Consider the following 15,950-nt stretch of genomic DNA (forward strand, 5'->3'; position numbering starts at 1 on the left):
ATTTGTATTCTGCACAGTTTCTTCAATTATTACTTTTATAATGAAAGCAAAGGATGTGAATAAATGAATCAAATTTCTATTAAGCTTGGACTCTTATTTTTAATGTTCATTTTACTAATTGAAGTTGCTCTCTTTTTTTACTTATATAGCGGTCTTGCCAACACACGAATTTCGGAAGAATTAGAAAGTTTGCGTTTAAGAGGAAACAGTCACCGGGAAGTATTAGAGAAGCATCATGATGCGGCTACGCTTAACCATGTTGCACTGATGGAATCTGAAGCAGAAACTGATGTTGTCATAACAAATAAAACAGGAAAAATTATCAGTTCATCTAGGCCTTTAATTCAAGGTGCAAGAAAAGCAGTAGAGAAATGGAAAGGAAAGTCTCTTACATACGAAGGTGAAATTATGCAAGGCGACTGGAAAAGCAGACCTTATATCGCCACAGCATCACCCATTGAAAAAGGCCGTCAGCAGTTCGGAACGGTTTATATGTTCAAAAACACAAATGATATTCACGAAATGATTGCGAGACTGCAGCATCATTTTTACGTAGCGGGAGCTGTTTCCATTTTATTTTCGATTGTGACTATTTTTGCTCTGTCTAAATTTATAACCGCTCCTTTAATCAAGATGAAAAAAGCAACAGAGAAGCTGAGTCAAGGGGATTTGTCTGTAAAGCTTGGTGCTCATTCAAGAGATGAACTTGGACAATTAGGAACGTCCATTCAATCGCTAGCGAATGAGCTGCAGCGGTTACGAAAAGAGAGAAATGAATTTTTAAGCAGCATTTCACATGAACTTCAAACTCCTTTGATGTATTTAAAGGGCTATGCGGACGTAGCGAGAAGGCCTTCTAATACACCGCAAGAACGTGATAAATATCTTACCATTGTGGAAGAAGAAGCGGAAAGAATTTCACAGCTAGTCAAAGATTTGTTTCAGCTGGCGCAGCTGGATCAGCACACATTTTTTATTCAAAAACAAAAAGTAGAACTGGCTACGTATTTGCACGCCATATGCGCACATTTTCATTTAGCTTTAAAAGAAAAAGAGATGAAGCTGGACATAAGCTGCCCTCAAGACCTTTACGTTTCACTAGATCCTGAAAGATTTCAGCAAGTGATTATCAATTTACTTGATAACGCAATGAAATATTCAAAAGAAGGGACTAAAATTGATGTAATTGTAAAAAAATCAGCTGAATTATTGACAATAACTCTTAAAGATCAAGGAATAGGCATTCCAGAAAAAGATCTGCCTTACGTATTTGATAAGCTGTATCGAGTGGAAAAATCTCGCTCGAGAAAAAGCGGAGGTTACGGATTAGGCTTATCAATTGTAAAGGAGATTGTAGAAGCTCATGAAGGAGACATAACACTCACAAGCGAGATGGAAAAAGGAACGACTGTAGAGATTGTATTAAGAGAGGATGGATAGGATGGCCACTATTTTATTAGTAGATGATGAAGCAAGGATGCTGGATTTACTGGAACTTTATCTGCTGCCAAACGGATTTACATGTATAAAATTTGAAAATGGCACAGAAGCGCTGCGCTATCTTTGTGAAGGCAAAAAAGCAGATTTGATGCTATTAGATATTATGATGCCAAGCAAAGATGGGTGGGAGATTTGCCAAGAAGTAAGAAAAATGTCTGATATACCAGTGATTATGCTCACAGCCCGCAGCCAAACGTTAGATGTAGTAAAAGGATTAAATATAGGGGCAGATGACTATATTACTAAACCGTTTAGCGAAGAAGAATTGGTTGCACGCATCAGCGCGGTTCTTAGGCGTTCCTTAAAAGAAAAGAATGAAATCACCTATAAAGGGTTAGTATGGAGCAAGGAAGACCACGTATTACAATATAAAAATCAGTACATTCAAGTGACCCCTAAAGAGTTTGAATTAGTGGGATTACTTCTTCAGCATTTAAATCGTGTGTTCAGCCGGGACGACTTGCTTGTGTTAGTGTGGGGATATGAGGCTGAGATTGGAGATCGTACTATTGACTCCCATGTGCGAAATGTTCGGGATAAGCTTAGAAAAGCGGGTTTTCCTGTAGACGAATACCTGCAAACCGTATGGGGAATAGGCTATAAGTGGGTTGATGTTAGTTGAAAATGATATGAGCATAGCTATCGAAATTGGTGAAAAGATAAAATAAACGTTTCTTTCCCTTTACATAGGGTAGGGGGGTATAGTATGATGAAGTCATGAAGGGAGGATGTTAGATGGTCGAAGCGAATCACATGAACAGTGAAGAAAAATGTTGTACGATAAATAGTGAAAGAAAAAGTCACCATTCTCCAGAAGTGAAAAAAAATCTAACAAGCCGATTAAATCGAATTGAAGGACAAATTCGAGGAATTAAAGGATTAATTGAAAAAGATACGTATTGTGACGACGTGATTACTCAAATCGCAGCTGCGCAGTCTGCTTTAAATAGTGTAAGTAAAATTTTGCTTGAAGGTCACTTGAAGCATTGCATTGTAGAACGTGTGCAAGATGGTGATGAAGAAGTAGTAGATGAATTATTAACAACCATTAAACGATTAATGAAATAAAGGAGATGCTAGAAATGGAAAACGTAACATTATCAGTACAAGGAATGTCTTGCGGTCATTGCGTCAAAGCTGTTGAAGGCGGCGTAGGCGAACTTAGTGGCGTTAAAAGCGTAGAAGTAAGCTTAGAAGATGCAAAAGTAACAGTGGCATTTGATCCAAGTCAAGTAACGGTTGAAGATATTAAAGAGGCTATTGATGACCAAGGTTATGACGTAGCATAAACATCATCGCGTGCGAATACCTTCGCACGCTTGATTTAAGAAAAATATATACCCCTTATAGGTATATAACAGGAGGCGAAACGTGATGAGTGACAAACAAAAAGAAGCCACCTTGCAAATTACAGGTATGACATGTGCAGCGTGTTCTAACCGAATTGAAAAAGGATTAAAAAAAATAGAAGGTGTAAAAGAAGCAAACGTGAATTTGGCTTTGGAAAGATCTACTATCATATTTGATCCGTCTAAAACAAGTCCACAGGTCTTTGAAGAAAAAATCGAAAAGCTTGGGTACGGAGTTGTAAGTGAAAAAGCCGAATTTGCTATTACGGGAATGACGTGCGCCGCTTGTTCGACTCGTATTGAAAAAGGGTTAAACAAATTAGAAGGCGTGACAAAGGCAAGTGTTAACCTTGCTTTAGAAACGGCTTCTGTTGAATACAGCCCTTCTCAAATAGCTCCGCAAGATATAACGCAGCGAGTTGAAAAGCTTGGATACGGAGCAAAGCTAAAGTCGGAAGAAAGCGAAGAAGAGCAAAGCTATAGAGAAAAAGAACTGAGTAAACAAAAAGGAAAGTTCTGGTTCGCATTTATTTTAAGCGTACCGTTATTGTGGGCAATGGTTAGCCATTTTACGTTTACGTCGTTTATTCCTTTACCTCATATGCTAATGAATCCATGGGTTCAGCTCGCTTTAGCTACGCCTGTTCAATTCGTGGTAGGGAAGCAATTTTATGTAGGCGCATTTAAAGCTCTGCGTAACAAAAGCGCCAACATGGATGTTTTAGTAGCACTAGGTACAAGCGCAGCTTATTTCTACAGTCTATACTCTTCTCTTAAATCGCTTGGGTCATCTGCTCATACGAATCAGCTTTACTATGAAACGAGCGCTATATTGATTATGCTGATTCTTTTAGGGAAATTATTTGAAGCAAATGCCAAAGGCCGTTCTTCAGAGGCAATTAAAAAGATGATGGGCTTACAGGCTAAAACGGCCGTTGTCATAAGAGACGGAGCGGAAGTTGAAATTCCAGTGGAAGAAGTCCAAAAAGGCGAAGTTATTTTTATTAAGCCTGGTGAAAAAGTGCCTGTAGACGGAGAGATTATTGACGGGCAATCGGCCTTAGATGAGTCCATGCTGACAGGTGAAAGCGTACCGGTAGATAAAAACATTGGAGATAAAGTAATTGGAGCTACACTTAATAAAAATGGTTTTCTGAAAATAAAAGCTACAAACGTTGGCAGGGAGACGGCGCTTGCGCAAATTATTAAAGTAGTAGAAGAAGCGCAGGGTTCTAAAGCGCCTATTCAGCGATTAGCTGATTATATCTCAGGTATATTCGTGCCAATTGTAGTCGGAATTGCACTTCTTACTTTCTTTGTTTGGTATATCTGGATTGCGCCTGGCGAATTTGCACCGGCTTTAGAGAAGCTTATTGCCGTATTAGTGATTGCATGTCCATGCGCGTTAGGCTTAGCTACTCCAACTTCCATTATGGCTGGGTCGGGCCGCGCAGCAGAATTTGGTATTTTGTTTAAAGGCGGAGAGCATTTAGAAGCAACGCATAAAATCGATACGATTCTTTTAGATAAAACGGGAACTGTTACAAATGGAACCCCAGAGTTAACCGATGTACGTATTGCACAAGGCTACGAAGAAAATGAGCTATTACAGTTAGTTGCATCGGCTGAGCGTTTGTCGGAGCATCCTCTCGCTCAAGCACTCGTAGCAGGTATAAAAAATAAAGGTATAGAGATTCAAGATCCGTTATCTTTTGAAGCTATTCCAGGGTATGGAGTAAAAGCAACTGTACAAGAGCGAGAGCTGTTAGTGGGAACAAGAAAGCTTATGAACCAACATAAAGTAAATATTGATACAGCCTTAGAAGAAATGACAAATTTAGAACGAGACGGAAAAACGGCTATGCTCGTTGCTCTTGACGGAAAATATGCCGGTATGCTTGCTGTTGCAGATACCATTAAAGCGACTTCTAAAGAAGCAGTTTCCAGGTTAAAAGAAATGGGCTTAGAAGTGATGATGATTACAGGTGATAATCGTCAAACAGCTCAGGCTATTGCGATGCAAGCGGGTATTGAGCACGTTATAGCAGAAGTGTTGCCAGAAGGCAAAGCAGAAGAAGTGAAAAAGCTTCAGCAGCAAGGTAAAAAAGTCGCTATGGTAGGAGACGGTATTAATGATGCTCCTGCACTTGCGTTAGCTGATATTGGAATGGCCATCGGAACAGGAACGGATGTAGCGATGGAAGCCGCTGATATTACGCTGATGCGAGGAGACTTGATGAGCATTGCAGATGCAATTGAAATGAGTAGAAAAACAATTTCTAATATTAAGCAAAACTTATTCTGGGCAATGGGCTACAACACGCTTGGTATTCCAATTGCAGCAGTTGGGCTGTTAGCCCCTTGGGTCGCTGGAGCCGCGATGGCCTTTAGTTCTGTGTCGGTTGTATTAAATGCACTGCGATTGCAGAGAGTGAGGCTATAAGATATGAAAAAGTGGATCGTCTCAGCTATTTTGTACTTGCTCGCAGTCATAGCAGTATATGCTATGTTGGCAATATAAACTAAAAAATATTGGAGTCATCGAGTTATTCTCGGTGAAAGTAATCTAAAAACAAAGCTGCTAAAGAATATTCTTTAGCAGCTTTGTTAGGTGCAAGGAATTTTTTTGATTCAATTCATACCCTTTAAGATGAAGGTCTTCTGGATGCTTTTGCTGAGCAATTAGCACATCACGTCCGTCATCCATAATCCAAATGAAATAATGACGGCTAGAACCATCTCCATAGGTAATAGTCATTTTGCAATCGATGCTCCCAGCAGATTCTTCATCCAAGAGAAGTTTCATATGCTGCGCTTTTTTTATACTGTTAGTGAATGAATTCATATCTTGTTCATCAATAAATGTTTTGAGCGTTTTCATTTTAATGGACGTTACTTCTATTTTTTGTACGCTAGATGAGAGAGTGGAGTGTGCGGAAGCAAAAGGCGCTCCCATCACCAAGCTAAACGCAAGTAACAGTGAGGGCAGAGCAAAGCGTATTTTTAGCATGTTTCTTTCCTCCTTTTATTTTTATACTTTTTCCTTGTGGTAAGTGATTCATACGAAGGCCTTTTTTAGGCACAGGAATTTTTCGTGTCCAATTATCTTCATCTTCACAAAATCTGCACAAATTTTGGCTACAATAAAGAAAAGAAGAAGAGTAGGCAAAGATAAATTGTTTCTAATGATTAAATGATTTTTATTTTAAAGTTTATTATGTGGAAAAGAGGGACTGTTATGAAAAAACAGCTATTTATTCTTGGTGCATCTGTCATTATTGGACTAAGCGGATGCGGAAACGATTCTAGTCATGAAAAGCCTTCAGCTGACAAAAACGAATCTATGCACGATCACTCAGAGATGAATCACTCTAGTTCAGGAGAGGTTCCAAAAGGATTAAAAAAAGCAGAGAATCCAACATATAAAGTTGGAGATAAAGCCGTTATAAAAGCAGATCATATGAAAGGCATGAACGGGGCTGAAGCAACCATTGTCGGTGCTTACGACACTACGGCCTATACCGTTTCGTATACGCCAAAGACTGGCGGAAAAAAAGTGAAAAATCATAAGTGGGTTATTCAAGAAGAAATAAAAGATGCGGGTAACGAGCAGTTAAAGGCAGGTAGCGAAGCAACGCTTGAAGCAGATCATATGAAAGGTATGAAAGGGGCAAAAGCAACGATTGATTCAGCCGAAAAAACAACGGTATACATGGTAGACTACGCACCGACTACAGGCGGAGAGAAAGTAAAAAATCACAAGTGGGTAACCGAAAGTGAACTTTCAGCCAAATAGACTGTTAGCGAAAAAAGAGGCTGGTACAAAAGTATTTTAGGTAAAAAAGGTCCGAACGATGAATCGAGATTCTTGATTGAGAATCCAACTCGTTCGGATTTTTTCATTGTTATGGTGAACGGAGGTTTCATGTAGGTGGTGGCTTCTAGCTGTAGTTTGGATTGATTTAGTTATGACTCAATCTCTTTTTGTTTTATGTTTTATCATGAGGAATTTCTTACATGGTGGATGAAGAAAACGCATGTTTCTTTCAAAAGAAGTTGTGGTATTAAGTAGAATGCTACGGTAATAAAACGAACAAACTACTGATGAAAGGAGCTAGCTATGAGTGAACATTCAGTAAAGCGAACAGGACGTACACGATGGTTTATTTCATCTTTGTTAAGCAGTATGATTATTTTAAATTATTTTGATCGTGTAGCGGTGTCAGTGGCCGCTCCTGCAATACAAGATGCATTTCACTTAACGGGAACAGAGCTCGGAATTGTCTTTTCTATTTATACGTATTCTTATACGATCATGCAAATACCTGCGGGAAGCTTACTTGATCGGTTCGGAGTAGCATGGGTAACAAGAGTGGGTATGGTAATTTGGAGTTTATTAACGATGTCGATGGCATTTTTGCAAGGAAAACTTCTTCTCTATATCGTCCGGTTTTTAATAGGAATAATGAGTGCTTCAGCTTTTCCAGCAGCATCAAAAGCTACGTCTCTATGGTTTCCTCCAAACGAAAGAAGCTTACCAAATTCTTTGTTTGATTCAGCGGCCAAATTTTCAAATGTACTTGGCGCGCCTCTTGTAGCGTTTCTCATCACCAAATTTGATTGGCGCACAGCATTTTTATCCATTGGAATTATAAACGTGCTGTTCACGCTGCTTTTTTGGTTTTATTACGAAAAACCAGAAAAGCACAGACGCATATCAGATGATGAGTTGAAGTATATTCAAGAAAATAATTTAAATGCGAACGATGAACAAACATCAAAATTTTTACATACCTTAAACGTATTATTTACGAATCGAAAAGTTTGGGGGCTGATGATTGGGTTTACAGGCTATGGATATACGTTTAATTTACTGTTAACGTGGCTGCCAACTTTTTTAAAAGAGAAATACGGTATGGATATCATGTCATCGGGTCTGCTTACGGCAGTACCTTGGCTAATTGCTACATTTGCTGGCATTTTAGTTGGCGGTTGGCTTGTTGATTACCTCATAAAAAAAGGATATAACAGTCAAAAAGTATATCGCACGATCATTGTTGTAGGATTATGCTTAGGGTTTGTTTTTTTAGGCTCTATTTTCACCAATAGTGTTGTAGTAGCGATGATTTGTATCTCGATTGGACTGGCAGGTATATCTGCAACGGCACCAATCGGCTGGTCAATTTCTGCTGAAATTGCGCCTGCAGGCTCTATTTCTCTGCTCAGTTCTATTGTTAATTTAGCTAATAATTTGTTTGGTGGAATTATAGCTACAGCTTTAACGGGATATCTTTTGGATAAAACCGGTTCTTTTAATCTAAGCTTTATTGTAGCGGGAATTGTGCTGTTGCTAGGCTTAATTTTTTATATTTATGTGCTGGGAGATATTAAACAAATTAAAATTCCAAAAAACCAACGTACGAAGTAAAACCCCATGACTCGCTATGGGGTTTTACTTTTGATTATAAATAACGACCTTGCTTGTGCGTTTAGTGATGTGAGAAACGCTATTAAGAAGAGAAACAAGGTGAATTTGTTTAAAACATATGATAGGGACTTGTTTTAAAATAGCATTGTTGGTATAGCATGTTCTTAAAAAGGTTAAGATGGTTTTTATGAAGAAATTCTGTGGCTATTTTTGTGATGTCAGCAGAAGTAGATATGAACCGCACTATAAAAAATAGAAAGGCAGAGGAACATGAATCATAAAGAAAGTGAAAACAATACTGAGTTAAATCAAAGTCATCTGTTAAAGGAGCCTCAGCGCATAGAATTATCTAAGTATCAAATTTTAAAGGCACTAATACCTGTTATTATACTTGGGATTGTCGTTTTAGTTGCCGTATTACAAAACGATGGTCTTCTTAATTGGATTTAGGCATGCAATAAAAAGAAACTGCATATAGTGTAATTCAAATCGCTTGTACACAGTAGAGGGAAAGAGGGATATACATGCCAAGAGTAACCGTTTTAGGATACGGAAGTTTTGAAGTGGCAAAAGGAAAAAAGCTTGTCTTGGCACTCGAAGACAACGGTATAAATATTCTTCATCGATGCGGCGGGAAAGCTAAATGCACGACTTGCAGGGTAGAAGTGCTTGAAGGCGAATATTGTGATTTAACACACGCAGAGAAAAATGCATACTCAGAAAGTTCAATTGAAGATCACTTGCGCTTATCATGCCAAATTCGTGTAAATGAAGATATCACCGTTCGGCCAATACTAACGGTAGAGAACTCAGGACGAGAAGCAGGACCTCGACCCGCAGAGTAGTCCTGTGATCTCAAAAAGCAGCGTGTGGAATGTTCAGTATGCTGCTTTTTTCATTTTTATTAAAAAATAACAAGAACAGCTGTGGGGAGAAAAAGCTGTTCTTGTTCAAGTAAAATACCTATGGAATGATTCTTTTAAATTTTAGCATTCTGTAAGAGAAGTAGTAAATCACTCAAAAGAGTGATTATGAAGGCTTTTTTCGAACCGTTATTTGTAAATAGGTTTAATTGGATGCTTCAATCACATCTCCATTTTTGTAAATGTGATACCACCCTATGGTACCTGATCCGCCTTGATCCATCCAGTCTTTGTTTTTTGCTACGAATCTGTAGTAAGCTTTATTATTGTTATCTTTCCGTAAGCGGTCGTCTGTACTGAAGACAATGTTGTCACCGAGTTCTTTTTTACCGAATGTAATAGCTGTGCTGACAGGAAATTGCTTTCTTTCTACCTTGTTCTCATCTAAAGCTGCCCATGTTAAGGGGCCAACAATACCATCTGGAGACAAGCTGTGATCGGTTTGAAATTCTTTTACTACGTTTTGTGTTTGCGTACCGAAAATTCCATCAACTGATGTGTTATACTTCACATCTTTTAAGCTTTGCTGTAAGTCCTTTACGTAGCTAGAGTGAGAACCTTTACGAAGCGTAGGCCTTGCTTCTGCTTTAGTTTCAATTTTTTGTGAGTAGGTATCTTTACCAGCTGCTTCAGTAGTTGGAGTGCTGAATGCTACGCATGTTGTTACAAGGGTGAGAGTAGAAAGCATGACAAGTGTTTTTTTCGTTAACATGAAATAACCTCCTTGTTTTTAGCAACTATTTGTCGCTTTTCATGAGTTTTATAACTAATCAGTAGCTATAAAGTCAATTTATTATAGCGCAAACAGTTTTCTCTTTGTTTTTATATTCCTATGATTATATAAGATAGTCATAAAAAACTAGTGAAGTAGATAAATTGTTCTATGCTTTCACTATAATTTCACTTTTCTCTGATACAGTACGGAATGAAAAATAGCAGGTGGAGTGTCTTGCTGTATAGCGCTCACAATAAACGAATGAAAAGACTGCAAAGAATTTAGACCTCTTTGCAGTCTCTTCATGTTCAAAAGCCCTGCGTTCAAATAATAACTAGAAAGGAATTATGTGATGTCAGCTCTGTATTCCCAGCATATAAGGAATCTTTTTTCGAAGCAAAAGTTTAATAAATTATCACGTAAACAAATCTTTCTCTATATACTAGGAATTTGATGTTTGTGTATAGCGCTAATAGTAACAAACCACAATTATTCGCTTTATAAAAAACCGATAGCGGAGGTAGTGAAGACGAATGTTGTAGAACAAAATAAATCTACTGATTTAAATCACAACAAAGATACCGTATATTATCAAAAAATTGTTGCTAAAATCATGAACGGAAAATACAAAGGGAAGCTTATTCATTTAGAGAATACGTACTCATACTCAGGTGCTTATGATCAAAAGTACACTGTCGGAACAGATCTTTTTGTCTCCTTAGAAAAGAATTCACAGCATGCTTTAAGCGGCACGATTGAAGGAGTGAAGCGGGACACGCAGGTTACCGCCGTCGCGGGTTTATTTATATTAATTTTGCTGGCGATTGGAAAAAAACAAGGTTTTTATTCAATCATTAGCTTACTTATTAATATTGTCCTTTTAATCGGGGCTCTCAATGTATATTTAGCACTAGGGAATGTGAGCTTGCTCGCTGTATGTATTGTTGCGGTCGTTCTTTTTACGGTTATTTCTTTGTTATTAGTAAGCGGTAATCAAGAAAAAACGCATGTAGCAATCATTTCAACTTTAATAGGTACGTTTGTTTCTCTGTTAATTGCATACATAGTCATGCAGCTAACAGATTCGAACGGTCTTCATTATGAAGGAATGGAGTTTGTAACAATTCCTCCACAAAAAATATTTATGAGTGAGGTATTAATAGGATCTTTAGGAGCTGTCATGGATGTAGCCATTACCATTACTTCTTCTGTTTATGAACTATATGAAAAGAATAAAGAGATAGCGCACAAAGACTTAATGAAATCGGGCAAGGAAATTGGCGGAGACATCATGGGAGCCATGACGAATATTTTATTTTTTTCATATATAAGTGGAACAATTCCAATGGTCCTTCTTTATTTAAAGAACGGTTCTCCTTTAGGATACACGTTTTCAATGAATTTCTCGTTAGAGTTAATCCGTGCTCTTACTGGCAGCATTGGCATTGTGCTAACGATTCCAATTACACTCTATCTTTCGATTCTTTTTATTTTTAGGAAGGGGAACAGAAAGTGAACGTTTTACTGTTGCTAGCTCTTATTTTATTTATTCTGATGAGTATGGTAGGCGGAAAAAAAGGAATTAGATCTTTCCTTGCTTTGTTCTTGAATTTTGGCGTTATTTTTCTAACCATTCTCTTTATGCTGTCTATAAAAAATACGATTATTGTTACGGTGATCGCTTGTACAATCATTAGCTGCATTAATTTATTTTATATTAATAAATTCAATCATAAAACGCTTGCTGCGTTTGTTTCAACGATTATTACCTTAGCCGTTTTAGTACTCTTTATTTTTATCATTGAACATCATGCCATGATTCAAGGGTTTGGAGAAGAACAAGAAGAAGAAATTAACGCTTTTTCACTTTACGTTGGAATTGACTTTGCTAAAATAGCCATTTGTACAATTATTATGGGAGCCATAGGAGCGATCATTGATATTTCGCTATCTATTTCGTCTTCTATGAATGAGTTATTTGTTCATGATCCGTCCGTAACTAAAAAAAAAACTCTTCAATTCTGGTTTGAAAATCGGAAGAGATATTTTGGGCACCACAACCAATACACTGTATTTTGCCTTTGTAGGCGGGTATTTGACGTTAATTATCTGGTTTAAGAGATTGTCGTATTCGTTTGGAGACATTATCAATTCAAAAACCTTTTGTGCAGAAGTCATTTCTATTTTAAGCGGAGGCATTGGTGTAGCCATTATTATTCCGATTACTTCTTGGATTAGCGCTTCTATTTTCTTACAAAAAAGAGAAAAAGGGAAGCAGTACAAGGAAATAAAGTAGAGAAGCGTATGGACAAATAAAAACAGAAAATCATAAGAAACTGCCCCTCCAATGGTTAACCACTGGAGGGGCAGTTCAAATTAACCTCGGCCTATTTGTGGAATTTTGAGAGGAAACTAGGTGGAGGATGGGAGTTGTAATAGCATTAAGGATTACATTCTGTTTTTCTTACTGATAGATAATACGAAAAGGCCAAGAAGCAGAATTTACAGGAGAAGCAGCTTTTACAAGGACCGTCTCACCATTAGCTGGAAGCAGATTCTTAAAAGCATAAATTCTACGTTCACCTCTTGGAGATCCACGTCCTCGAGAGGTCTTTTGAGGTATAATATTTCGTTCATTTTTTGGATCGAGTATCCAATGTGCGTACCAAATCTGCCGTAAAAATTGTCTATTTGTACTTTGTGGACGTTCATCAAATATACAGTGATTCACTTGGCCTGTCCAATATAGATATCGCCCGTTTCCTATATGCCATTCATCTCCTATCCGATATCTGATTCCTACACATTCACCAGGATAGATAATATCACGGATATTATAATGATTCTCTCTTTGACAGCTAGGGTCACTATATTGCGTATAAGGCGTAACTTCTACTTTTTCTAACTGATTTTTTCTAAAATACAAATATTGCTGCGTGACTTGCCCTGTCGTTCGGTTTACGGCTCGGTGGCTAAGAAGAATACCATTATAAGTCTGTAACTTTGTGTTATCGATGCTTCTTGTAACCGTTAAGGTACCAGCATTTGAGCTTATGACGCCGCCTACTAATCTTCCATTATGAACACAGTACCCGTTTCTGCATGATGCACCGGCATTAGCTCGATATAGAACTCCTACGCATGTCCCACTATTAATTAAAGTCAATTATATTCACCTCGCATTCTAACTTGTTTTATAGAAACAGCTTTCGAAAGTGCTCTTCGGTTGAAATTCTTTCTATAGATCATCCGGGCCGTATCGATAGGAAGGCTGTGTTTGAATAAAGTAGCCATTTCGCACTTGAGCCACCCAGTTTTGAAATATTTCTCTCCATTCAACACGGTTAAAAAACTCATCAAGCGGTTTTGTAGAATCCCATTCAATAATAAAGAACGGAACTACTGCTGGATTCCAAACGCCTATACTGTTGACACCTGATTCTTTGATAAGAAGTAAAGGCAGGCCTCGTTGGTAACCCATGCTTGGCTCTATTTGTAAAAACGGAGCACCTTCCCATGATGGTGGCGGAGGTGTACCGCCGGGAATATTCGTCATGGTATAATTGGCGAAGACTTGCTGCATATTCACCGCGATCAACCCATAGCTAGAGAGTATCATTCGGCGAACGCTTGTTATTGTTTTATTAGGATATTGCTCTGTATCAGGCAGTGTACGAGGGAAAAGAAGAGCACGTTCAATTTCATCAATTAAACGATTAAGAAATCTTGTTTGAGTAGTATTAAGCATAGAAGGGTGGCTGAGGAATACAGGGATTTTAAAAGCTCTGTCGGCTGTATTTTTCAAAGGGATTTTAGGAGAAGCAGAGGGGGATACTTTATTGTCTCTAAGAGAGTAAGGCTTGTCTACATAATATTTACCATCTTGAGGGTTATAATAGGAATAATGTTTTTTTATCATAATCATCCTTTCTTATTTTTCTCTATATTTTATGCGGATCGACAAAATAAGTATGTATGTTTGTCCAAGGACATTAGGAGCATTTTTACGAGAAAATATACCTATAGTATTATGTGCTAGATTTTGTTTAGATTAGTAGGGAAAAAATAACTTCTTTAAATTCTTAGACAACTACTAAATCACTTTTAGTTTACTAAAAAATTGTAAAACATTTAGAAATCAATTATAGTAATGAGCATTAATACATAAGCACATTATTATCTATCAACTGAAAGGGAGTAGGAGGTATTCATTAATGAGCACAAAATCTATAGATAGTATTGAAAAGGCAGCCCAAATCTTAAAATTATTGGGAGATAAAACAAGGCTTTCAATGGTGAAATTAATAGAGAACAATGAATGCTGTGTGTGTGAGTTCGTAGATATCTATCAAGCTAGCCAACCTTCAATTAGTCAGCATTTACGAAAATTAAGAGATGCTGAGCTTGTGAAGGAAAGAAGAAAAGGGCAATGGGTTTTTTATTCTCTTAATAAAGAAAGCCAGTACTATGAGTTTGTTCTGGGCATACTTGAATCTGTACCAAGTCAGGACGAACGTTTAAAAGAGCTGGAAAAACAAGGACTGCGTATTAGTTGTTGTGAATAATTGGAGGTTTAAAAAGTGGCATCAGTTGTACTAGCATCATTGATTTTTTTAGTAACATTAATTTTTGTTATTTGGCAGCCGAAAAATTTATCAATCGGCTGGTCGGCTTGCGGGGGAGCTATGATTGCTTTACTGGCAGGCGTTGTTGATTTTCAAGATGTTCTTGAGGTAACCAGCATTGTGTGGAATGCGACTCTTACGTTTATTGCTATTATTATTATTTCTTTAATTTTAGATGAAATTGGTTTCTTTGAATGGGCAGCGCTTCATATGGCTAGAGCTGCAGGAGGTAATGGCGTGCGAATGTTTGTTTATGTGTCTCTTCTTGGAGCCGTTGTAGCAGCGCTATTTGCTAATGACGGAGCAGCGCTGATTTTAACACCCATTGTACTAGCCATGGTTCGGGCATTAAAGTTCGACGATAAAATGGTTTTTCCGTTTATTATCGCAAGTGGATTTATTGCAGATACAACGTCGCTGCCCCTAGTTGTTAGTAACTTAGTAAATATCGTATCAGCCGACTTCTTTGGTATTAGCTTTTCTGAATTTGCATCACGCATGATTGTTCCAGATTTGGTTTCTCTGTTTGCAAGTATTATGGTCTTATATCTGTATTTCCGCAAAAGGATTCCTAAGAAATACAATGTAGCAGATTTGCAGAAGCCAGTGGATGCCATCAAAGATGAAAAGATGTTTCGGTTATCCGGAATTGTCTTAGTTTTGTTAGTGCTAGGCTATTTAATTGGAGAATTCTTTAGCGTCCCTGTTTCGATTATTGCAGGCATTATTGCTATTCTGTTTTTGATGATGGCTAAAAAAAGCCGAGCGGTTCATACAAAAAAAGTGTTACAGGGAGCTCCATGGGCGATTGTCTTTTTCTCTATCGGCATGTATGTCGTTGTATACGGCTTGCGTAATGCTGGTTTAACAGAAATTCTGGCTGATGTGATCCAAGCAACAGCCAGCCATGGACTGTTTGCAGCAACAATTGGCATGGGATTTACTGCGGCTATTCTTTCATCGATTATGAACAATATGCCAACCGTTATGATTGATGCACTAGCAATCGATGCAACACATGCAGCTGGAACAATCAAGGAAGCGTTGATTTATGCAAACGTCATTGGATCGGATTTAGGTCCGAAAATTACCCCGATTGGTTCTTTAGCGACGCTTTTATGGCTTCATGTTCTTTCAACCAAAGGCGTGAAGATTTCATGGGGAACGTATCTTAAAACAGGTATTATCTTAACGATTCCGACATTGTTTATTACGCTTGTTGGTTTGTATATTTGGTTATCAATTATTTCATAACACGTCCTAAAGGAGATTTGTTTTAGTCGATATGATAATGGCTGTTGCCAGAAAAATTCAGATGTGTATCGAAGCTGTAGAAAATGATCTACAGCTTTTTTATTGAAAAAGTATAACGGATAGCGACACGTTTTTAAAATGAGATAGGTATCTCTC

15 protein-coding genes and 1 pseudogene are annotated in these 15,950 nt (G+C 37.8%); 12 read left to right on the forward strand and 4 right to left on the reverse strand.

Annotated features, from left to right (window positions below; translation table 11 throughout):
• Positions 1-63: 63 nt before the first annotated feature.
• The 5 genes from LJC66_RS09725 (at position 64) to LJC66_RS09745 (ending at position 5,292) form a co-directional block, all read left to right on the forward strand.
• Positions 64-1,440, forward strand: coding sequence for a sensor histidine kinase (locus LJC66_RS09725; protein ID WP_230932434.1), 1,377 nt, complete (start codon positions 64-66; stop codon positions 1,438-1,440).
• Between the two features lies 1 nt (position 1,441).
• Complete coding sequence (locus LJC66_RS09730) at positions 1,442-2,122, forward strand: response regulator transcription factor (RefSeq protein WP_230932435.1); 681 nt, start codon at positions 1,442-1,444, stop codon at positions 2,120-2,122.
• Between the two features lie 113 nt (positions 2,123-2,235).
• Complete coding sequence (locus tag LJC66_RS09735; protein WP_013056612.1) at positions 2,236-2,568, forward strand: metal-sensitive transcriptional regulator; 333 nt, start codon at positions 2,236-2,238, stop codon at positions 2,566-2,568.
• A gap of 14 nt (positions 2,569-2,582) precedes the next feature.
• Positions 2,583-2,789 (forward strand): copper chaperone CopZ, encoded by a 207-nt coding sequence (copZ, locus tag LJC66_RS09740; protein WP_195694450.1) that lies wholly within the window; start codon positions 2,583-2,585, stop codon positions 2,787-2,789.
• 85 nt (positions 2,790-2,874) lie between these two features.
• A complete protein-coding gene (locus tag LJC66_RS09745; RefSeq protein WP_230932436.1) occupies positions 2,875-5,292 on the forward strand; it encodes a heavy metal translocating P-type ATPase in 2,418 nt (805 codons plus the stop codon).
• A 138-nt stretch (positions 5,293-5,430) separates the two neighbouring features.
• On the opposite strand, the gene LJC66_RS09750 is transcribed toward LJC66_RS09745, so the two are convergent.
• On the reverse strand, positions 5,431-5,859 hold the full coding sequence (locus tag LJC66_RS09750; protein ID WP_195694445.1) for a hypothetical protein: 429 nt from the start codon (positions 5,857-5,859) through the stop codon (positions 5,431-5,433).
• 228 nt (positions 5,860-6,087) lie between these two features.
• Here LJC66_RS09750 and LJC66_RS09755 point away from each other — a divergent pair, with 228 nt between their 5' ends.
• From LJC66_RS09755 to LJC66_RS09765, 3 genes are all read left to right on the forward strand, one after another.
• A complete protein-coding gene (locus tag LJC66_RS09755; RefSeq protein ID WP_230932437.1) occupies positions 6,088-6,645 on the forward strand; it encodes a YdhK family protein in 558 nt (185 codons plus the stop codon).
• A 324-nt stretch (positions 6,646-6,969) separates the two neighbouring features.
• Positions 6,970-8,277, forward strand: coding sequence for an MFS transporter (locus LJC66_RS09760; protein ID WP_195694441.1), 1,308 nt, complete (start codon positions 6,970-6,972; stop codon positions 8,275-8,277).
• A 524-nt stretch (positions 8,278-8,801) separates the two neighbouring features.
• On the forward strand, positions 8,802-9,122 hold the full coding sequence (locus tag LJC66_RS09765; protein ID WP_013082802.1) for a 2Fe-2S iron-sulfur cluster-binding protein: 321 nt from the start codon (positions 8,802-8,804) through the stop codon (positions 9,120-9,122).
• A gap of 223 nt (positions 9,123-9,345) precedes the next feature.
• On the opposite strand, the gene LJC66_RS09770 is transcribed toward LJC66_RS09765, so the two are convergent.
• A complete protein-coding gene (locus LJC66_RS09770) occupies positions 9,346-9,912 on the reverse strand; it encodes a peptidoglycan-binding domain-containing protein (protein ID WP_230932438.1) in 567 nt (188 codons plus the stop codon).
• 526 nt (positions 9,913-10,438) lie between these two features.
• Here LJC66_RS09770 and LJC66_RS09775 point away from each other — a divergent pair.
• The gene (locus LJC66_RS09775) at positions 10,439-11,431 is read left to right on the forward strand and encodes a YibE/F family protein (protein WP_230932439.1); all 993 of its coding nucleotides are present in this window, start codon (positions 10,439-10,441) and stop codon (positions 11,429-11,431) included.
• Positions 11,428-12,211 (forward strand): annotated as a pseudogene (locus tag LJC66_RS09780) (YibE/F family protein). Before LJC66_RS09775 ends, LJC66_RS09780 begins: the two are co-directional and overlap by 4 nt.
• A gap of 168 nt (positions 12,212-12,379) precedes the next feature.
• Here LJC66_RS09780 and LJC66_RS09785 read toward each other — a convergent pair.
• Together LJC66_RS09785 and LJC66_RS09790 are read right to left on the reverse strand one after the other, a co-directional pair.
• On the reverse strand, positions 12,380-13,081 hold the full coding sequence (locus LJC66_RS09785) for a hypothetical protein (RefSeq protein WP_195694433.1): 702 nt from the start codon (positions 13,079-13,081) through the stop codon (positions 12,380-12,382).
• 72 nt (positions 13,082-13,153) lie between these two features.
• Positions 13,154-13,834 (reverse strand): hypothetical protein, encoded by a 681-nt coding sequence (locus LJC66_RS09790; RefSeq protein WP_230932440.1) that lies wholly within the window; start codon positions 13,832-13,834, stop codon positions 13,154-13,156.
• Between the two features lie 295 nt (positions 13,835-14,129).
• Between LJC66_RS09790 and LJC66_RS09795 the strand changes: the two genes are divergently transcribed.
• Positions 14,130-14,480 carry an ArsR/SmtB family transcription factor gene (locus LJC66_RS09795; RefSeq protein ID WP_013056623.1) on the forward strand — a complete coding sequence of 117 codons (351 nt, stop codon included), beginning with the start codon at positions 14,130-14,132 and terminating at the stop codon, positions 14,478-14,480.
• Positions 14,481-14,495: 15 nt separating this feature from the next.
• Entirely contained in the window at positions 14,496-15,794 is a 1,299-nt protein-coding gene (locus LJC66_RS09800) for an arsenic transporter (protein WP_230932441.1), read from the forward strand.
• Positions 15,795-15,950: the final 156 nt, after the last annotated feature.

It is taken from the genome of Priestia sp. TSO9, from assembly GCF_021029645.1.
GTDB classification, from domain to species: domain Bacteria; phylum Bacillota; class Bacilli; order Bacillales; family Bacillaceae_H; genus Priestia; species Priestia megaterium_E.